Source organism: Pedobacter sp. CFBP9032 (assembly GCF_034045265.1).
Taxonomy (GTDB): Bacteria; Bacteroidota; Bacteroidia; order Sphingobacteriales; family Sphingobacteriaceae; genus Pedobacter.
Window position 1 is genome coordinate 106,934 of record NZ_JAXCWE010000013.1, and the last position, 20,240, is coordinate 127,173.

Annotated in this window: 24 protein-coding genes; 3 read left to right on the forward strand and 21 right to left on the reverse strand. The window is 35.7% G+C overall.

The features are described from left to right. Positions 1-4: 4 nt before the first annotated feature. The 12 genes from SOM16_RS20045 to SOM16_RS20100 all read right to left on the reverse strand — a co-directional run bounded on the left by SOM16_RS20045 (position 5) and on the right by SOM16_RS20100 (position 11,079). On the reverse strand, positions 5-505 hold the full coding sequence (locus SOM16_RS20045; RefSeq protein ID WP_320465777.1) for an NADH-quinone oxidoreductase subunit C: 501 nt from the start codon (positions 503-505) through the stop codon (positions 5-7). Continuing rightward, on the reverse strand, positions 505-1,047 hold the full coding sequence (locus tag SOM16_RS20050; RefSeq protein WP_025146324.1) for an NADH-quinone oxidoreductase subunit B: 543 nt from the start codon (positions 1,045-1,047) through the stop codon (positions 505-507). The genes SOM16_RS20045 and SOM16_RS20050 overlap by 1 nt, the downstream gene beginning before the upstream one ends. Before the next feature lie 225 nt (positions 1,048-1,272). Next, a complete protein-coding gene (locus SOM16_RS20055) occupies positions 1,273-1,644 on the reverse strand; it encodes an NADH-quinone oxidoreductase subunit A (protein WP_154279603.1) in 372 nt (123 codons plus the stop codon). A gap of 83 nt (positions 1,645-1,727) precedes the next feature. Then, positions 1,728-3,443 carry a hypothetical protein gene (locus SOM16_RS20060; protein WP_320465778.1) on the reverse strand — a complete coding sequence of 572 codons (1,716 nt, stop codon included), beginning with the start codon at positions 3,441-3,443 and terminating at the stop codon, positions 1,728-1,730. A gap of 73 nt (positions 3,444-3,516) precedes the next feature. After that, positions 3,517-4,419, reverse strand: a complete 903-nt coding sequence (locus SOM16_RS20065) for a substrate-binding domain-containing protein (protein WP_320465779.1) — start codon at positions 4,417-4,419, stop codon at positions 3,517-3,519. A gap of 242 nt (positions 4,420-4,661) precedes the next feature. Beyond that, positions 4,662-5,483, reverse strand: a complete 822-nt coding sequence (locus SOM16_RS20070; protein ID WP_320465780.1) for a TonB family protein — start codon at positions 5,481-5,483, stop codon at positions 4,662-4,664. A gap of 18 nt (positions 5,484-5,501) precedes the next feature. Further along, entirely contained in the window at positions 5,502-6,008 is a 507-nt protein-coding gene (locus tag SOM16_RS20075) for a biopolymer transporter ExbD (protein ID WP_320465781.1), read from the reverse strand. A gap of 3 nt (positions 6,009-6,011) precedes the next feature. Then, a complete protein-coding gene (locus SOM16_RS20080) occupies positions 6,012-6,626 on the reverse strand; it encodes a biopolymer transporter ExbD (protein WP_320465782.1) in 615 nt (204 codons plus the stop codon). Positions 6,627-6,700: 74 nt separating this feature from the next. Continuing rightward, complete coding sequence (locus SOM16_RS20085; protein WP_320465783.1) at positions 6,701-7,531, reverse strand: MotA/TolQ/ExbB proton channel family protein; 831 nt, start codon at positions 7,529-7,531, stop codon at positions 6,701-6,703. A 296-nt stretch (positions 7,532-7,827) separates the two neighbouring features. Continuing rightward, a complete protein-coding gene (gene pckA, locus SOM16_RS20090; protein WP_320465784.1) occupies positions 7,828-9,423 on the reverse strand; it encodes a phosphoenolpyruvate carboxykinase (ATP) in 1,596 nt (531 codons plus the stop codon). Positions 9,424-9,808: 385 nt separating this feature from the next. Continuing rightward, positions 9,809-10,159, reverse strand: coding sequence for a translation initiation factor (locus tag SOM16_RS20095; RefSeq protein ID WP_320465785.1), 351 nt, complete (start codon positions 10,157-10,159; stop codon positions 9,809-9,811). A gap of 38 nt (positions 10,160-10,197) precedes the next feature. Continuing rightward, the gene (locus SOM16_RS20100; RefSeq protein WP_320465786.1) at positions 10,198-11,079 is read right to left on the reverse strand and encodes a diacylglycerol kinase family protein; all 882 of its coding nucleotides are present in this window, start codon (positions 11,077-11,079) and stop codon (positions 10,198-10,200) included. A gap of 224 nt (positions 11,080-11,303) precedes the next feature. On the opposite strand from SOM16_RS20100, the gene metK reads away from it, so the two are divergent. Continuing rightward, positions 11,304-12,554 carry a methionine adenosyltransferase gene (gene metK / locus SOM16_RS20105; RefSeq protein ID WP_320465787.1) on the forward strand — a complete coding sequence of 417 codons (1,251 nt, stop codon included), beginning with the start codon at positions 11,304-11,306 and terminating at the stop codon, positions 12,552-12,554. Positions 12,555-12,616: 62 nt separating this feature from the next. Here the strand turns inward: metK and SOM16_RS20110 are convergent, their stop codons facing one another. Both SOM16_RS20110 and SOM16_RS20115 read right to left on the reverse strand, forming a co-directional pair. Next, on the reverse strand, positions 12,617-13,147 hold the full coding sequence (locus SOM16_RS20110; protein WP_320465788.1) for a biopolymer transporter ExbD: 531 nt from the start codon (positions 13,145-13,147) through the stop codon (positions 12,617-12,619). A 93-nt stretch (positions 13,148-13,240) separates the two neighbouring features. After that, positions 13,241-13,771, reverse strand: a complete 531-nt coding sequence (locus SOM16_RS20115) for a superoxide dismutase family protein (RefSeq protein WP_320465789.1) — start codon at positions 13,769-13,771, stop codon at positions 13,241-13,243. Between the two features lie 120 nt (positions 13,772-13,891). On the opposite strand from SOM16_RS20115, the gene SOM16_RS20120 reads away from it, so the two are divergent. Continuing rightward, entirely contained in the window at positions 13,892-14,239 is a 348-nt protein-coding gene (locus SOM16_RS20120) for a hypothetical protein (RefSeq protein ID WP_320465790.1), read from the forward strand. Positions 14,240-14,373: 134 nt separating this feature from the next. Continuing rightward, on the forward strand, positions 14,374-15,225 hold the full coding sequence (locus SOM16_RS20125; protein ID WP_320465791.1) for a DMT family transporter: 852 nt from the start codon (positions 14,374-14,376) through the stop codon (positions 15,223-15,225). Positions 15,226-15,269: 44 nt separating this feature from the next. Here SOM16_RS20125 and SOM16_RS20130 read toward each other — a convergent pair whose 3' ends face one another. From SOM16_RS20130 to SOM16_RS20160, 7 genes are all read right to left on the reverse strand, one after another. Then, positions 15,270-15,860: a hypothetical protein gene (locus tag SOM16_RS20130; RefSeq protein WP_320465792.1), complete on the reverse strand. Its 591-nt coding sequence runs from the start codon at positions 15,858-15,860 to the stop codon at positions 15,270-15,272. 4 nt (positions 15,861-15,864) lie between these two features. Then, positions 15,865-16,644 carry a hypothetical protein gene (locus tag SOM16_RS20135; RefSeq protein ID WP_320465793.1) on the reverse strand — a complete coding sequence of 260 codons (780 nt, stop codon included), beginning with the start codon at positions 16,642-16,644 and terminating at the stop codon, positions 15,865-15,867. An 87-nt stretch (positions 16,645-16,731) separates the two neighbouring features. After that, positions 16,732-17,127, reverse strand: coding sequence for a type VI secretion system tube protein TssD (gene tssD, locus SOM16_RS20140; protein WP_029288482.1), 396 nt, complete (start codon positions 17,125-17,127; stop codon positions 16,732-16,734). 251 nt (positions 17,128-17,378) lie between these two features. Beyond that, positions 17,379-17,774 (reverse strand): type VI secretion system tube protein TssD, encoded by a 396-nt coding sequence (gene tssD / locus SOM16_RS20145; RefSeq protein WP_029288480.1) that lies wholly within the window; start codon positions 17,772-17,774, stop codon positions 17,379-17,381. Positions 17,775-18,502: 728 nt separating this feature from the next. Beyond that, the gene (locus SOM16_RS20150) at positions 18,503-18,772 is read right to left on the reverse strand and encodes a hypothetical protein (RefSeq protein ID WP_320465794.1); all 270 of its coding nucleotides are present in this window, start codon (positions 18,770-18,772) and stop codon (positions 18,503-18,505) included. Positions 18,773-18,838: 66 nt separating this feature from the next. Next, positions 18,839-19,327, reverse strand: coding sequence for a hypothetical protein (locus tag SOM16_RS20155; RefSeq protein ID WP_320465795.1), 489 nt, complete (start codon positions 19,325-19,327; stop codon positions 18,839-18,841). Between the two features lie 20 nt (positions 19,328-19,347). Continuing rightward, on the reverse strand, positions 19,348-20,208 hold the full coding sequence (locus SOM16_RS20160; protein WP_320465796.1) for a hypothetical protein: 861 nt from the start codon (positions 20,206-20,208) through the stop codon (positions 19,348-19,350). Positions 20,209-20,240: the final 32 nt, after the last annotated feature.

Genomic DNA, 20,240 nt, shown 5'->3' on the forward strand with positions numbered 1-20,240 from the left:
TAAATTACCTTCCAAAAAATTCGTCTTTTTTATCTACTCTGTTTGGATCTTCCAATGGATATTGTTTCAACATTGGGTGTACGCCAAGATCATCCATATTTAAAATACGGCGTAAATCAGGGTGGCCTTCAAACTTAACGCCAAACAAGTCGTAAGTTTCACGTTCCATCCAGTTTGCTCCTTTCCAAACCGTTGTTGCGGTTGGGATGGTTGGATTTTGCTCAGAAATAAAAACTTTTATTCTGATTCTTACCCGCTCTACCATATTGTTTAAATGGTATACAACCGCAATACCATGGTCTTTGCCAGGATAGTGAACTGCCGTGATATCAGTAAGGAAGTTAAATTTTAATTCGTCTTTTAAATAAGATAAGACATTTATGATTACATCCTTGTAAGTTACAAAAGTTAATAATCCATAAGGTTCAGAAACCGCTGTTACTTTTTCGCCAAACTTTTCAGTTAGCCTAACATGAATCGTATTATTTAGGGTCGTTTCTTCCATTATTTAATGCCGTATTGACCTAAAAGTTCTTTATAATAATCAGAATTCCTTCTTCTTCCTGATTCATTTCTCACCAAATCCTGAATGCGTTGAAAACCATCTAAAATTGCTTCTGGTCTTGGCGGGCAACCTGGCACATAAACGTCTACCGGAATCACTTCATCAATCCCTTGCAATACCGAATAGGTATCAAAAATACCACCGCTACTGGCACAAGCACCTACTGCCATTACCCAACGTGGCTCGGCCATCTGGATATAAACCTGTTTAAGTACCGGAGCCATTTTTTTTGCAATAGTTCCCATTACCATTAAAACATCAGCCTGGCGTGGAGAAAAACTCAAGCGCTCTGCGCCAAAACGACCTAAATCATAATGAGAACCCATGGTAGCCATGAATTCGATTCCACAACATGAAGTTGCGAAAGGCAATGGCCATAATGAATTTGAGCGTGCTAAGCCAATCACTTTATCTAATGAAGTAGCAAAATATCCAGGTCCTTCGGTTCCTGGAGGCGCATCAACTATATTAATTTCACTCATGTTTATAAACAAAAAATGCTCATCCCTTTGCAGAATGAGCAACAAATTTACAATATTTTAAAGGCAATTGAACTAGCTTGCCTTGATTTAGAACCTTTCTAAATAAATGATTTCTTGGCTTGTTTGTGTGATTGTTACACCTTGCTTTCCTAAAGCTAATCAGCAGCAATTCGGGAGTGCACGCCTGTTACAATCATTACTGAGAAATTTAAGCAATGATAAGAATTAATTCCAATCCAGTACTTTTTTCTTAATCACATAGATGAAGCCTAGTAGCAATGTTCCCATAAAAATGAACATTTCTATCATTCCATCCATTTTCAAAGCCCTGAAATTTACGGCCCAAGGGTACATAAAAATCACTTCAATATCGAACAATACAAAAAGGATGGCTACTACAAAATATTTAATGGAGAAAGGCTGACGGGCATTACCTACGCTTTTAACACCTGCCTCGAAAATTTCAAGCTTATCACTTGTTTTACGTTTTGGGCCTAAAAAGTGTGTAGCCACTAGAGTAGTTACAACGAAACCTAAAGCAACAACTACTTGAAATATAATTGGTAAAAAATCGATTGAGGTACTTTGTGCTTGCATAATTAATATCTTCTGATGCAAAAGTAAAAGAAAAAGGCAGAGTAACCAAACTCTGCCTTTTCTAATTTATTTTAACTTGAAATTTATTTACCTTTTCCTTTAGCTGCTGGAGCAGATAGTTCTTTCAACTTCGCGGTAGCGAAAGTACCTGTAGGGTAAACGGCTACACTTTTTTCAAAATACTCCTTTGCTTTTGCTTTATCTGTATTGAAATAATATCCACCAAGGTTATCATATGCTTCTGATAATTTTTTAGCGTTAGGCGTAACTAATTCTGGTTTCTCATTTACTTTTTTAATAAACATTTCGAAATGAGGTACCATTAATCCCTTTGGCGCTTTTTCATCATCTAATAAGCTATTAACCCTTGCACGATATAAATATGCATCAGTAGTTTCTGGAGCAAGTTGAGCTACTTTTGCAATAGAAGAATCTGCTTTAACTAATAGATCCTTCGATGGATTTTTCTTAGCTGAATACTGAGTTGCATAATCGAAATAATAAGCTAAACCATCATAAAAATAGCTATATAAAACACCTTTGCCATTTGGACTTGCAGCAATAACTTTGTCATAAATCTGTGCTGACTTAGCATATTTTTTGGCATCGAAGAAAGTTTTCGCAACCTCAGCTAAAGCGTCAACGTTAGTTGTATCTTTTTCAACTGCTTTAGTAATATTAATTAATGCTAAACTATCTTGACCTGATTTTAATTGTGCTTTACCTAAATACAAATAATCAAAACCCAAAATTTTATTTGGATCTTTTTCTTTAGCAAAGAAATCGTTCATACTCGTTAAGGCTTGAGGATAGTTTTTATTCTCGTAAGCCGCCCAACCTTTCATCCTGGATACAACTGAAGATTTAGAATCATTAGCAGGCACTTGAATTGCAGAAGCAACCTGTTCTAACGTTTGGAAGTCTTTTGCATAAAACAAGAACTGTGCATAACGTAATTGAGACTCTAAGGATTTATCAGTTAAATCCATATATTTTTTATAGTTCTCAATTCCTTTTTTAGCTTTTTCCTGATCAGTACCAAAGCTACTCCACTGTAAGTAAAGCTCGCCTAGTTCACGGTAAGCAGGACCATAATTAGGATCAGCAGCAATTACCTCTTGTAATTCTTTTTCTCCTTCAGGGAAAGCTCTTGATTCCTTATACATTTTACCAATCTGCGTTTTAGCTCTGCGATTGTTTGGATCTACATCACCAACACGCATGTATGGGCCTAACGCTTCTGAATTTTTCTTTTGTAATGCATAAGCATCACCTAATGCTAAGAAAACCTCAGCATCTTTATCTTTCGAATCTAACTCATCAGCTTTAGTGATATTCGCTAAGGCATTAGTGAAATCTGGTTTAGATACGTCATCACTTAATTTATCCTGAGCTAAATAAGCTTTACCAATCTCTAAATATGTTTTGTAATTTTTCTTATCCAATTCGATTGCTTTATCGAAATTGGTTTTAGCAGAAGTTGGATTGTTGGATAACATATCTGCTTCACCTAAACCAATTAGGTTTAAGTTATTTTTAGCATCAGCTGTTACACCTTTTGTGAAAACAGCACGGGCTGAATCAATATAACCGGTTTTTAAATAAACTAAACCAAGATTATAATAATTATCACCGTTTGATGCTTGTGAGCTTACCAATGATTTTAGCATTGATGTTGCTTTCTGATACTGTTCAGCGTCAATGGCTTTTTTCGCGTCATTTAAATTTTGAGCAAAAACTGCAGAACCCATCAACACCAAACCTACATTTAAGGTTATTGCTTTCTTTGAAATTTTCATCGGATATTCTGTTTTTTTAATAAAAATGAAGTGTCTGTTGAGATAACTTCGTGGTTCAATTATAATTTGTTATTTATTTCCCTTTTGTCAGGTTGATTTCTCTCGGCATTAGCTTATGTGGACCAAGTCCAGATTTAAGTACAATAAGCTGGCCTCTCTGACTTCTTAACCATGTTGCAAATCCTGTGCCTAAACCATCTCTCCCTTCGCAATCTATTATATTTACGTTTCTTAAAAAAGGATAGATTCCATTAATCAAATTATCTTGTGTTGGTTTGTAAAATTGATCATCACCTGGTTTTCCTTTCAGGTTTTTAACTCCAAGTGTTTTGATCTTTGTGAGGTAATTAGCATATTTTGTATTTCTATCTGAAACCCAATCCACGCCTAAAATACCTATAAAGTTTTTATCTTCTGCAATTAGTTTAATAACTTCTGCGCTTGAATTTTTTGAATAAACACCTTGGGCAGGAAACTGGGTAATATTGGCCAATTGCTTAAAGTATTGAAAGGTACTTGAGTAAGCGTTATCAAAAATTAATTTTCTACCTGATCCTTTTCCCTGTAAAATATCAATAACTTCTTTAACGGTGATTGTGCTATCAATATTGTCTTTATTTGTTATTAATGCAATACCATCAACTGCAAACCTAGTGGAGTTAATCCTGATTCCCCGTTGGGTATAATACTTTTCTTCCGCTTTAGTAAGTAATCTCGGCATTACAATCACTCTTACACTATCGTTTAAAAAAGCAGGAATGATTTTCTCTTCAGGCTTAATAGTGAGTTGAAATTTCGCTTCAGGATAATCCAAGCTAAAAATATCCATCTGCTCTTGAACGATTGGGCTTACACTTTCATCAACAAGCATTTTCAACACACCACTAGTTCGGGTTTCTTCAACCTGCGCCGTCTTCTCTTTTCTTTTGCAAGAAACGAAAGCCAAAACGATAAATATAAATAGTATGTTTTTCATTTTAAATGTTAATCCCTTCTGCCCAGACTCAGCAGCCTGATAAAAGCGTAAAAAATTAAAAATACGCCTATAGCAATACGGCCCCATGCTGGTATAAAATTGAATCGTATTGCCAGGGGTGACCAAAATATAAAGGCTAGTCCCATTACTAAATACAAAACAAAGGTGACTAGGCCTAAAATGAGCAAAAACCGCTGTTTAGGCGATTTTTGCTTAAAAATATCAAAATTTAACATTCACTATTAGTTCAATGTAAAGTTAACGTTGATGTTATATTTTACCCTTACTGGCTTACCATTTTGGATACCTGGGTTCCAACGCGGACTAGCTTTCAATACACGGATAGCTTCTTCATCAGTTCCACTACCCAAACCACGGGTAACCTGGATATCTGTTAGTTTACCATCTTTCTCCACAACGAAAGATAAAAATACTTTACCCTGTACGTTGTTTTCTTGTGCCATTGGCGGGTATTTAATCGCTCCACCTAAATACTTGTAGAACTTAGCGATACCTCCCGGGTATTCTGGTTGCTTTTCGATACTAACAAAGTCATAAACTTTATTATCATCTACAGCAACTGCAGCTTCTCTTTTCGGACCTTCACCAACTGGTTCAGCGATTACAATATCAGCAGTAGGATCACCTTTAATATCCCTTTGACCAGGATCTGCTTCCTTCAGTTTTTCAACTGTTGGTGGTTCCTCATCACGTACCTGCTCATCTGGCTTTACGATTGGAGGTGGCATTTTCACCTGATCCACTTTTGGTGGTGGTGGCTCTACTGGTGGTGGTGGTGGTGTTTCTGGGTTTACTGGTGGCGGTGGTGCAATAATTACTTCCTTTGCTTTTTCTACTACTTCTGTTTCATCCATTGAGCCTTTAATAAGGCCGTAAATTTTTGGAGCAAAGAAAAACGCTAAAAATAATATCGAACCAATAATTAATGCCCGTGTGGTATTGGCCCCATTGGTTTTACGCAATTGGTAGGCTCCGTAGCTTTTGTTCTTTTCAGCAAAAACTACTTCAATCCACTCCTTTCTTAAAATATCTAATTTTGACATGATTACTGATTTAACAAATTATAAAATACCCTGAGCTTTCATGGCTTCTTTTTCATTATCAAGGATATTATCATCATCAATCTGACGAACTTTAACCTTTAATATTTCCAATTCATCCATAATATCTACAAAGTTTTTGAAATTAGATCCGGTAGTTGGCTTAACCAACACAACGAAATCACCTTTCACTCCTGACGCGTCAGCAACTTTTCTGTTATCGATAATCGCTTTTTCAACCTGAGATAAATTCTCAAACGTTGGAGCTGTTGCACCAGCTTCTCCCATATACCAGGCTACCTTATCGTTTTTACCTAATAAAATAGTCATGGTTTTAGAAGCTTTCAGTTCCAATCTGTTTTCCTGATTGTTATCATCTTTATCAGGTTTCACAATATCCATTGCCTGTGGCGTAGAAATTGATGTTGTTAAGATAAAGAACGTTACCAAAAGGAACATCAAATCTACCATCGGCGTCATATCGACTCTTGGCGTGGCTTTCTTCCCGCCTGTGTTTAATTCTGCCATTTCTTATTTTTTTCTAGCTTCAGAATTAGTAACCAATAAAAATTTGTTTACTTTTTGCTTCTGCAATACATCAATGATTTTTTTAACTACCGGATATTCTTCTTTTGAATCTCCTTTGATACTCACACGCATTGGCTGTTGATTAACTTCAGCGGTTGCTGTACGAGCTTGTAGAACCCATTGATTCAACTGATTATCTGTTGAATCAGTAGGAATACCGGTTTGAACACCTGGTTTCATACGATCTCCACCATCCATAGCTAGGAAAGACTTAAGGCTAGCAACAGGAACACCAAAACTTGAAACCAAAGAGAATTTTTTAATCTCTTCTGGGGTAAATTTGATCTTATATTGGTCTCCAATAAGCTCTAATGTTCTAGCCCTAACTTTTGGACCTGCCACCTCGAAGAAAACCTTACCCTGCCCAATGGTTAATATTGCATTGTTCTCTGCCGGCACCTTAAATTCATACGTAGATGAAGGCGTGGATACCGCTAGTGGTTCTGGTTGTTTCGCCGTAGCAGTTAATATGAAGAACGTAAGTAACAGAGCTGCAACATCGCACATGGCTGTCATATCTGTTACGGTACTGGTTCTTTTAACTTTAATTCTAGGCATAATATTTTTTACTTTTAATAATGATGATCTTTTTCCCGGTTTTCCATAAAGCCGGTAAAAATTTTTTCAAAATATTATTTATGCGAGCTAGCGTAAGTTTGAACGATGCTAAATCCAGCCTCATCAATTGCGTAAGTTAACTTATCAATTTTCGAAGTTAACACGTTATACATAATAATCGCTAATGTAGAAACCGCAATACCAGTCATTGTGTTAATTAACGCCTCAGAGATACCTACTGCTAATGCTGATTGATCTGGAGCACCGGAGTTTGCTAAACCGGCGAATGCACGGATCATACCTGATACTGTACCTAATAAACCAATCAATGTACCGATAGATACCAATGTAGCAATAATGGTTAAGTTTTGTTCTAGCATTGGCATTTCTAATGCAGTAGCTTCTTCTACTTCTTTTTGAATGGCAACGATTGATTGCTCAACATCTAAATTAGTATCAGCTTCAACTTCGCTGTATTTTTTCAAACCTGATTTAATTACGTTAGCAACAGATCCTTGTTGTTTGTCGCATTCCGCTTTAGCAGCTTCGATATTTCCTGAATTTAATAAACCTTTTACTTTGATAATGAAAGTATCTAAGCTAGATTTTCCGCTTGCTTTACCAATTACGATTAAACGTTCGATAGAGAAGACGATTACGGTTAATAATAATCCAATTAAGATTGCCACAATTGGACCACCTTTGTACGCTGTACCTGGATAGTTGTTTGGTAATGGTAAATTTTCGTTGTTATTGTCAATAAAGTTTGAAGGATCACCTAATACGAATCTCCAGATAATAAAGCCAATTACGATACAAATAGGAATAACCAAAGTTGCGAAAACATTTGATGCACTTGAAGAGCTCTCTTTTTTAACAGTTGTTGGTTTTGGTGCGTTTGCCATTTTTTTTTAATTTTTAGTTTTAGTTCTTGTTTTTAATTTTTAGCTTTTTAACTTTTGTACTACACACAACGAATGTGACCTGATTTTGTTGCGAAAAACAAATTTATAAATTGATTTTAAATTACAAATTAATAAATCAATAAACAATTAAATCGTTACTTAAGATTTAGTTTCCGGTAAATATACTGTGTGTATAACAAAAAATTGCCTCAGCCGGAGGCAATTCTTTCACAATGAAAACTAAAATAAAATCTAATTGCAAATTTTTTGGCCAAAAAAAGCATTTTAAGCCTCATTTAACACAATTTTAACGGTTGCTGGTGTACTTTTGACACTTTGGGTTGCTCATATTGTTTAAAATTTTGTTCAAACGCTTTTGCGAGTTCATAAGCTTTTATAAAATACTCCTCGCGGTTACTCCACATTTTTGAAGGGTCTAATATTTCATCCGGCACGTTAGGGCAATGTAAAGGAATCATCAATTTAAAAACATGGTGCTTTTTGTAATGCTGATGATCCAGCCCTCCGGCTAAAGCTGCGCTAATCATTGCCCTGGTAAAGCTCAACTTCATTCGTTTACCTACTCCATAAGGCCCGCCACTCCAGCCTGTATTTACCAGCCATACATTTACCTCGTGCTTTTTCATTTTTTCTCCTAACATTTCTGCGTAGATTGATGGATGCAATGGTAAGAACGCTTTACCAAAGCATGCAGAGAAAGTAAGTTGAGGCTCCGTAATTCCAGCTTCAGTACCCGCAACTTTGGCGGTGTAACCACTTAGAAAATGAAACATTGCCTGTTCCACATCTAGTTTTGAAATGGGTGGCAGTACACCAAAGGCATCAGCAGTTAAGAAGAAAATGTTTTTCGGAATTGCTGCAATTGAAGGTAGAACTGCATGATCTACAAAATCAATCGGGTAAGCTACTCTTGTATTTTCAGTTTTATCAACATTGGAATAATCTACCTGTTGTGTTCCTGGCAGAAAATTAATGTTTTCTAGTAACGCACCAAATTTGATTGCTTTGAAAATCTGGGGTTCTTTTTCTTCTGTTAAGTCTGCACACTTCGCATAACATCCTCCTTCAAAATTAAAAACTGATGTATCTCCCCAGCCATGTTCATCATCTCCTACTAAATTCCGCTCAGAATCTGCAGATAAAGTTGTTTTACCAGTACCTGATAAACCAAAAAAGATAGCCGTATCTCCATTTCGGCCAACGTTAGCCGAACAATGCATGGGTAAGATATTTTTGTATAGTGGAAGAATAAAATTTAATACGGAGAAAATTCCTTTTTTAATTTCACCGGTATAGCCCGTTCCCCCTATCAGGATCATTTTTTTTGAAAAATTAATTACAGAAAAATTTTCTTGTCGTGTGCCATCTGTATTTGGATCTGCAAGAAAACCTGGTGCTGCGATAACCGTCCATTCTGGCTGCTGGCCTAAGCTATCGCGATCAGGACGAAGAAAAAGATTATTTGCAAAAAGATTCTGATAAGCAGTTTCAGTAATTACCCTAATCGAAATGGTATCGGCAGGATTAGCGCAAGCTGATGAATCCCGTACATAGATTTTTTTATCTGCAAGGTAAGTAGTTAATTTACGAAACAAATGATCGAACTTATCAGGGCTGATTTTAATATTAACATCACTCCACCAAACGGTATCTTCGGTAACCCTATCGCAAACAATGAACCTGTCTTTTGGCGACCGACCAGTAAAATTTCCGGTATCAACTGCTAAAGCACCTGATAAAGACAGTACGCCTTCCCTGTTTAATAGTGCTTCATCAATTAATTCCATTGGAGATAATTGATACTTTACAGTAACGTTTGTTGCCAGATTTAAATAGCCTAAATCTGGAGACTGTAATTTCTTTTTGCTCATAAATAATATTTGGTTAGTAACGCAAAGTTAATGAGTTATCCACCACAAAAACCAGCATTTAAACATAAATATTTACATATTGTAGCAAATACACTATTAATTAATAAATTGAAAATCAGTAGCTTACGTACTTATTTAGGCTTAATAAAAATCAAAAAAAATACACTAAGCTAGTTGATAAAATGAGGAAATATTTTACTAAAAAATAATTACCTGGCAGTAGTTATAAATAAGATTAGCAAAACCAATAAGAAGAATTAAGTATAATTTAATCCCTAAAGAAGAGAAACTTGCAAGCGTGCTTTACTGCAGGAAAGAGAATGATAATTTTAAGTTTCTTTTAAACTCTTCTGCTATGCCATATCAAGAATTTGAAGCGAAACGATTAACCCCCAGCTTTTTTAACCTTATAACCGTCTTTTTGAAGGATAGACATTACCTTATCCCGAACATCTCCCTGAATCATAATTTCTCCATCCTTTACTGAACCACCAACACCACATTTAGTTTTGAGCATCTTTCCCAGTATATCTAGGTCTTCTGAACGCCCTTTAAAGCCCGTAATTAATGTGACAGCTTTCCCTCCCCTGTTCTTCTTATCCAGCATAACCCTCAAATCCTGGTGATTATTTGGTGAGGTGACCGTATCATCTACCTCTTCCTGGTATTCAAAATCAGGATTGGTTGAAAACATTATTCCGCCCAGATCACTCAAGCTATTCTTTTTAGGTTTCATATTGCAAAGGTAAAGGAAATTATGAATGTGAAAATAAGCTATGGTACAATAACAGATAATGATAGCGGATTAATGGAAGCTTCTATTGTTGTACCCATTTGCAAAGGCTCTCCGTCTACATGAACAGCACCTGCTTTTTCACGCGTAATTTGAATATTTCTTCCTTTAATAATTTCGATCATTTCTGATGTTTCTGCCGTTCCTTTCAACATCACGTAACCAAGCATGGGCAGTTTCAATAAACTAAACGGTTTGATGATACAAACATCCAGCAAACCATCCTTAACAGATGCCCCTGGCGCAATAAATACATCATTGCCGTATTGCGAAGAATTGGCTACGGTAACGGCAAATGCTGCTCTGGAAATTTCTTTTCCATCAATATTGATGCTGTATTTTTGGGCTCGGTAACCAAATACTTCCTTTAGCCCCAACTTTACATATCCTGACAATCCTCTTTTCTTGTCGCTGGAAAAAACCGCGCTTAAATGAGCGTCGAAACCCATTCCTGCTAAGTTAAAAAAATGCTTATTATTAAAGGTAGCCGTATCTATTTTCTCCGTTTTTAAACGGTTGATGGCTAAAATTGCATAGCGAAGATTTCGGGGAATCTGAAGAAACCTGGCAAGGCCATTCCCTGACCCTAAAGGTAAGATTCCCAAAATTTTATTATGCTGGAGCACTTTTGTGGCTACCTCATTGATGGTTCCATCGCCACCGGCTGCAATAATAATATCGAAATTTTTAGTTGCGGCTTCATCGGCCAACTCTGAGGCATGACCAACATATTCCGTAAATACAAAATTTGCATTAAACTTCTCCTTATCGAGGTATTTATCGATAAAATCCGGAATACGTAATTTCCCTTTCCCACCGGAAATAGGGTTGATGATAAAAAGTATATTGTGCTTTGTGTGCAAAACGTAAAGAATGAGGGTACAAAATAATCTATAATTTTTGAAATAAAGAAAATATGCTAATTTTGTCGCATTATATAGTGGACCGATTTGCTATTCCGAACACGTTCGGAACGGATTGCAACCACTTAAAAAAAAGTGCTAATACCTCCTCCAATCATTTACAACCTGTTTCCAGGGGTCGTTGGCGCTTTTATAAATGTTTATTTATCATTAAAATTTAATAGATGTCGTATTTATTTACATCAGAATCTGTATCTGAAGGCCACCCAGACAAAATTGCCGATCAAATTTCGGATGCGTTAATTGATAATTTTTTAGCTTTTGATCCTGAATCAAAAGTAGCCTGCGAAACTTTAGTTACTACCGGGCAGGTAATTTTAGCTGGTGAAGTAAAATCTAAAACTTATTTAGACGTACAGCAAATTGCACGTGATGTAATTAAGAAAATTGGTTACACCAAAAGTGAATATATGTTTGAAGCTAATTCTTGTGGTATTTTATCCGCCATACATGAGCAGTCTCAAGACATTAATCAGGGTGTAGACAGAAGCAATAAAGAGGAACAAGGTGCTGGCGACCAAGGGATGATGTTTGGTTATGCTACCAACGAAACAGAAGATTATATGCCATTGGCCTTAAATCTTTCTCATAAATTATTACAGGAACTAGCTGTTTTAAGACGCGAAAACGATGAAATAAAATATTTACGTCCAGACGCGAAAAGTCAGGTTACTTTAGAATATGATGATCACAATAAACCTGTACGCATTGATGCGATTGTAATTTCAACTCAACATGATGATTTTGATGAAGAAGCAACAATGCTTGCCAAAATCAAAACAGATTTAGTAGAGATTTTAATTCCAAGAATCATTAAAAGTAATCCTCAATACGCTCATTTGTTTAATGATAAAATTGAATACCACATTAATCCAACTGGTAAATTCGTTATCGGTGGACCACATGGCGACACTGGTTTAACTGGCAGAAAGATTATTGTTGATACTTATGGTGGAAAAGGTGCCCATGGTGGTGGTGCTTTTTCTGGTAAAGATCCGAGTAAGGTAGATAGAAGTGCTGCTTACGCTACACGCCATATTGCAAAAAATTTAGTCGCTGCTGGTATTGCTGATGAGATTTTAGTACAAGTATCTTATGCTATTGGTGTTGCAAAACCAATGGGAATTTACATTAACACGTATGGCACTGGTAAAGTTGGTAAAACTGATGGGGAGATTGCGAAGATTGTGGAATCAATTTTCGACATGCGTCCTTATTTTATCGAACAACGTTTGAAATTAAGAAACCCAATTTATAGTGAAACGGCTGCCTATGGCCATATGGGCAGAACGCCAGAAACCGTTACTAAAACCTTCAGAACACCAAACGGTGAAGAAAAAACCGTTACTGTAGAGTTGTTTACCTGGGAGAAATTGGATTTCGTAGATCAAGTAAAGTCTGCTTTTCAAATCTAATAGCTTTTGGAATTTATAGAAAAGGCTTTGCAAACTGCAAAGCCTTTTCTATTTCCAAATCATTACAATTTATTAGTCTTCAAAAAACTGATCTCCTCTGGCAAAATATTGCCATCATCAATTGTGTATGATTTAATTCCAGCTATTTTCATTTCATCGATCAGATCTACGAAATCCTGAAATTTAGCAGTAGCTGTGGGTTTGATGATCACCAACATATACTTAGAAACATCGTTGTGATTGGCTTTGGCCACTCGGGCTTCATTGTCACCAATCGCTTTTTGAATACTTTTGAGAGGAGTGATTTTCATTTTTGCCTCTTCTGCTGTTCCCAAATACCCAACTACCTGATGATCTTTCCCAAGCAGAACGGTCATTGTTCTGGATGCAGGATACTCCATGTTACAATTTTCACATGGATCTGGCTTGGCTATATCTGCAGCATTTAGGTTGCTGAGTGATGTAGTGAGCATGAAGAATGTTGTGAGTAAGAACATCAGATCAACCATAGCAGTAAGATATACTCTTGGTGCTGTTCTTCTTGTTCTACCTTTTACGACCTTGCCGCTTGAAGTTTCGTTTAGTGTTGCCATGTTTTTAGGTTTTAAAACAGGATGACAACTTTAATCAAATTGCATAAAAAAAGGCGATTAAATTTTAACCGCCTTAAAATGATTTTTAAAATTTTATTTTGCGGATTCTATCACGCCGCAACCTACTCTAGGACCAGAATTCCCTGTTGGCTGTGTTTTATAATCATCAGTTCCACCATGCACAATAATTCCTCTTCCTATTATATTTTTTACATCACCATCCTGCACACTCCACCTATCTGTAGTGATTGAAACTTCACCCTCGCCTTTCGAATCTAGCTTAATGTTACCGATATCACCACTGTGATAAGCGCCGGAATCCCACTTTCCATGGTCTTCTTTTGTCGGATTCCAGTGTCCGTGGGTATTTTCGCCCATATCCCCGCAATCGCCATGTTCATGAAAATGAACGGCTACATTGCTATCTGCTCTGGCTGCGAATTTTAATTTTAAATCCATTTTGATTTTGCCATCGCTTAATCCATAAAACTTAACCGTTCCAATACTTTTTGACGGATCTGCAGTTTCAGAAAGGTTTGCCGATGCAAGTTCTGTTTCTTTTTGTGAGCATGCGCTTATGAACGCAATGCTGGCTATGGCCAGGCCAAGAAAATATTTTTTCATACAATTTAAATTTAGTTAAGTATGAAACAGATTGATAATCATTTGGTTTGATATTAAATAAAAGACACAAAACCATTTTAAACGCCAGGTGTTTAATAGATACGTAAAATCATATAAACTATGGAACAGCCAATTGCAATGAATACTTTGAGTCAAATTTTAGAGAAATTGAGGCTGAAAGGAAGAGATAATGAATTAAAAATGACCGATCACGGGAAGATGCAGAGTAAATCTCTGGATAAAATCTATAAGCCGGAAGATTTAACAATTGTTAAAACTTACCGTTTTGAGGGAGATTCAGATCCTGCAGATAATTCAGTTTTGTATCTGGTTGAAGATTCAGATAAGAATATCGGATATATGTTAGATGCTTATGGTATCTATTCGGACAATATTGGTTCTGGATTTGATGATTTCCTAAAAAAAATCCCAACTGAGAACCGGGATGAGCAGGAGCTTTTCTGCTAATAAAAACACGATTTATTTCAAAGGGCACGGATTTATTCCGTGCCTTTTTGGTTTATAACAGAAAGGCAATAAAAAAAATAGAAAGTGTTTCTACTACTGGAAATATGTAATTTCGTCGCTCGTTTTCCAGTTTAATGAAACTCAAATTTAATATTCCACCCATTACGGCAGTTGTAATTGCTATTATAAGCGTACAATGCGGAGCAGCGATTGCTAAAGGGCTTTTTCCGGAAATAGGTGCAGCAGCTACAGCATCACTCAGAATTGGGCTATCAGCAGCAATTCTTCTGATTGCTTTCCGTCCTAACCTTTTTAAGCTTAATCCTAAACAATGGAAATACGTAATTCTTTACGGAGCTTCCCTGGGCATGATGAACATGGTTTTTTATCTCGCGATAGCGCGTATTCCTGTTGGCTTAGGTGTAACTCTTGAATTTGTAGGGCCATTGATCCTGGCAATTTTTGGTTCCAGGCGTATTATAGATTTTATCTGGGTAGCATTATCTATCATTGGCATTGCTTTGATAGCACCCTGGACCAGCAATGGCTTAGCTATTTCTGGAGTTTTATTGGCATTACTTGCCGGTGTATTCTGGGCTACATACATTATCCTTGGGGGTAGAATATCAAAAATTATGAAAGGTGGTGAAGCTGTATCACTAGGAATGTTAGTGGCCACTATTATTATTTTACCATTTGGTTTTTTGAGTGGTGGCTTATCCCATTTAAGTCCTAAATTATTAGGTCTTGGTGCAGCGCTTGCATTACTTTCCAGTGCAATCCCCTTCACTTTGGAAATTGGTGCTTTAAAACAATTACCTGCAAGAACGTTTAGTATATTAATGAGTTTGGAGCCTGCAATGGCATCATTGGCAGCTTTTGCCTTTTTACAAGAATACCTTTCGGTTACTGAATGTATTGCTGTGGGTTGCGTAGTCGTTGCATCAGCAGGTTCATCCTTTACCGCAAAAAGGAATAAAATTTAAATTTTGCCACTGGCTTGAACATCACTTCTTTTGATCTGAAATGATTATTTAACAGGCCATTTAGCGTAGGTAGAAAGTATTTTAAATTTGCCATTTACTCTACCAAAAATAAAGCTAAAATAACTTTCGGCTTGTGTACTCGTTTCTGGATACTGCATATAAACCTCGTACATTTTACTGCCCGAGTCTGTTAATTTTTTAAGGGACTGATAATAGACCTCATCCGTTTTCTCATCAATTTCTGATAGATTATCTTCCTTACACAAAGGTAAAACTCTTAAAACGTCTGCATTAAAAATTGAAGACTTATAAGTATTAAATTCTGCTAAGCTAATGGGATCAACGGGGATACCCACACCATTAGATACTTCTTTGTGACTAGTGTAAAAAGGAAAATTCAATAGTGAAACCACATTATTTAATTTCTTCTTTTTGAGGCTATTTTTTAAGTTTTCAAAAAGCGTTCTAAATTCTTGTTCATCAGTAAGGTGTTTAGAAAATTGTTTTGTTGCTGTATCATTTAATGCCTGATCCTGCTCTATCTGTTCCTTACCTTGTACCTGCCCATTTTCCGTTGTACAACAGATTAGAAAAGGCAAAACAATTAATATGGTTAGGTTTTTAATCACTTTCATATCGTTAGTGCCTTGGTATGTAGATTAATGTACGCTGCTCCATCCTTTTCAAAATTACCGCAGCGCCCATTTGTTTTGATACGGCTTCAGCATCGAACTTTCCATCGGCAACATATTTCCCCTTTTGATATTGATTAGAGTAACTCCAAAGGTAAGGCGAATTTACACTGTGGTATTTAAAATAGCCAAATCCATTATAGGCTTCCAGTTTACGTAGTACAGTTGGTAAATTCCAGTTCGATATTTCATTTAATTTCATCAGCTTTAGGGCATCAACTGCACTTTCTTCAAAAGTAAATGGTGGCCCATGACCAACCTTTGGCCTGTTCGCCGGTACCCTTATGGTGTAGCCTGACAGTGGATCTCCATTATGTAGATGTTTTTTAAAATCGAAACTACATTCCAAATAATGTGCACATGCGATGAAATACCATGGAATTTTGGACGATCCAGCTAAAACATTATTAAATGAGTTTTCAAAAGCGTTAGCTTGAACACTGGTGAAAAATGTATTCACTGGATTAAGCTGATCAGAAAAAACTGCAGGCTGAAACATTGGACTAGATCCAAAAGCTGATGATATCGGTTTTACTGATGAATTTCCAGCTACCTGATCGGAGATATCTGTATATCGATTTCTACTAGAGCTGATGTGATCATCTATTACCTTATCAATTGTTCCTATTTTTGTAGGGTCGATTACACAGTCATCAAACATTTTAATGTATTCGAGATCTGTTGGCTGAGATGGCTTTACTATTTTTATTGTCTTCGTTTTTTTCATAGCTAAACCATTTACAATAATTGCAATGCATTTAAGCAATATTATACTTTAGACAGCAGGTGGCCCCACTGTCTAAAGTAAATCAATTTAAGCCTTTGGCCAATCGTTTTCGTGTTCTGCATTACCCAGTTTGAGTTTACGGGCAGATACCACAAAAGTAAGTGTCATTGGTGTATTGTCGTTTACCGCAATACCTTCACTATATTGAATAATGTAACCATCTTCAAAAGTTAACTCTTTCATTTTAGCGTCTTCTTCTCCCTTTTTGAAAATAATCGTTCCTGATTGGGGCTTATACTGGTTATTTACCATCGATTCGATTACCGAAGTATCTTCTGTAGATTCGATTTCGATGTTGATGGTTCCACCATATACACCTGAAGATGGACGCCCTTTAGCATCTACATCTCTGTTTAATGAAAAGCTGCACTGTAATACATCAAATTCCTTTGAACCTAATGTTAATCTGGTTTTAAATGCCATTGTGGTAAGTTTTAAATGTTTTTGAAAAATGAATTTTGGTTAGATGGATTAGTAGGTTAAAAGGATTTATCTAAAAATCCTAAACCTTATTCAATACCATCAAGTGGTTAGCAGGTTGGATGGGTTAGCAGTTTAGATGAATTTCTAACCTATCCTAAACCCTAACTAATACTAAACTTTTAAGTGATTAGCGTATTAGAAGTATTTATCTAAACAATCCTCAACCCTAACCAATCCTAACCTTTTCCCTTCTACGCTTTAGGCCAATCGTTTAAATGCTCCGCATTTCCGAGTTTCAGCTTTCTGGCCGAGATCTGGAATTTAAGTGTCATCGGGTGATCGCCCACAATGTTAATTCCTTCGGAATACTTTACAATGTAGCCATCTTCAAAATCAACTTCCTTCATTTTGGCATCTTCTTCAGATTTCTTAATCAAAAGGGTTCCGGTAATGGGTTTGTACTGGTTATTTACCATTGCTTCGATTATTGATGTGTCTTCGGTTGACTCGATCTCAATATCAATGGTGCCGCCGTAAACTCCGGAAGAAGGTCTTCCTTTAGCATCTACATCGCGGTTTAATGCATAGGCACAATGAAGTACATCGTACTCCTTGCCTGAAAAATTCAATCTAGCTTTGAAAGCCATAGTTTCTAAATTTAAAGGTTAAATAAATAGGTTATTGCAGCCTCCGCTGCTCAAATTCGTTTGCCCAAATATCAGGCCAAATTCAATGTATCTGACTCATACAGAATGGCTAACAAATGTGTTTAGTTAATAATAATTAATTGGGAGCTTCTAGAACGAAGATTTTCTATGTGGTGATCAATGTGTTTTTTTTGAAAATAACTGAAGTCTGATTTTTACTACAGTGTATAGATCAAAAAATTGTAGCATTTTTGGACAAGTTGTTACTTTTGGCTACAGAATTTTCAGAAGATGATTTAAATTCCTACTCTTGAATTGTCTTCTATTAGTTTAGGTGTTTACTTGCCATGATTAAGATATTTAGCCAACATATATTTTTTTTAATCAGATGACCGTAATCGGTTCTTCCTAGAATTCATTATATAGAACTAATCTTCTTTTCTTTTAATTTTACTCGAATTTATTTGATTTCCTTTACAAAATGTTCTTTTTGGTATAATAAAAAAGGAATATTTCTACTTAATGCTTTTTTTATTTTATCATCTAATAATGCTTTATTATAAATGGCTAATTTTACATGGCAGGTTTTTTTTTCTACCCATTTACCTCCAATATTTGAGCTTTCTTTTTCTTGTTTCAGATCTCTATCTAACTGTACAACGATATCATTTAAATACCATTGATATACAACTGCTCCATCGATACGCTTTCCTATTATTAATGTAAACTTATCTTATTAAAGAAAGTGCTTCCCCTTTATTTTTTCTATGAAAGATTGCCTGTTCGTAGACTACACTTTCCGTTTCATCATCAGAAATAAATTTTAATCCAATTGGTTCATTTGGAATTCTAATTGCAACTAACTTTCCTCCACCTAAAAATATTATTTGATAATTTTCGATAGGAAAGAAATTATTCAGACTTAGCTTTTGAAATCGACTTTGTAAGGTTAATTGCTTCCTTCCTGCCAAAATTCGGTTATCACCTTCACTTTTCAAATGCTTATACTCATAGCACTGAAAAAAGAACTACTTTAAAGTAATTCTTTTCGGTTATATATAAGTTTATCTATTCCTAAACACTGCTGCATAATGAATAATTTCTTCAATGGATTTATTATACCCACCAATATAAATTTTTTTCACATCACCATGATAGATAAACCTAAAATGCGTACTAGTAAACATACCCCGCTCGTTATTAAATTCTTCTGAACAAGAAAGATCAGATATTTCTGGCCAAATATATAAATGATCTTTTTCTGTAATGCCTATACTATTTATAACTATTAAAGGTTTCTTCTTAAATGTGTACTTAAAATTCCACAGGTAGCGTATGCCAATAAAAATAATGTTAGAAAAAAATACAAGCAATAAGGCCGGGTCTACAAAATATAAAAGCGCTGTAAGTAAAAGGGAAAGAATGCTTAGATATTTAAAGTCGTTATGTGCTTCAAAAATCTCCAATTGATCACTCGGATTTATTCTCGGAAAATTTGGAGAGATTTTGATCTTCAACTCATTCTCTAAATATCCATGGTCTGTTCTTTCCAATGTTATTTTTAATTAATACCTTACAAAGATTCAAATTCTGTTTTGCCCTTCGCTAGTATCAAATTTGGACTGAGGTACATTTCTTTGCTTTTCTGCCCTTTATAATCGCCTTCGGTATTAATACTTCCATATTCCACTCTGATTATCCCGTCTCTCGTGTTTTTGTCTCTTAATAAAACTTTCTTTCCTCCCTTTTCAAAGACCAATTCATAATTTTTGATTGGTAAAACCTCCTTATTTTCCAAAGGAGTTGCATCCTTTGCTATCGACTCTATATATTCCTTAATTTCATCCTTAGTCATATAAAATGTTTCGTATTCCATTTTCTTATTTTTAACCCTCAAATTAACGTAACTATTTTGGTCGTTAGCCACGATCATATTCTTTATTTTTTCATACTCACTAACCACCTTTTTTTCTATATCCGGAACTTTTCTGAGATCAACCAAGTTGTCATAAAATGAAGAATAATCCCAAGGTACATTTGCTTCAAATGGAACATTGATTTCAAAATAAGGTAACTTTTTATCTTTAAGTCCTTTAGGTAATTCAATTGTTTTCAAATTTTTATAGCTATCCATTGGATCTCCCTTCTGCGCAACAAAAAATAGTTCCAATTTAATGTGGGCCAAGTCATCAATAAACTGAGCTCCATTCCGGGGATATACCATTACTTTTAATGTCTGATTTCCAGATCTTACAATATGACCATTAATCGTTTCTGTGGTAGAGAACCCTCCTATATCAAAATAGTTACCCAACGTTTCATCATTTATCGAAATTGATACACGGCAGCCCATTTTATCTACCTGTAGCCCATACATAGGCTGCTTATTATGTTTTGGGGTGGTTTCATATGCCTCGTTAATCATTGTATTCATGTTTATTTTCGATTTGTTTTGTGCGCAACTAT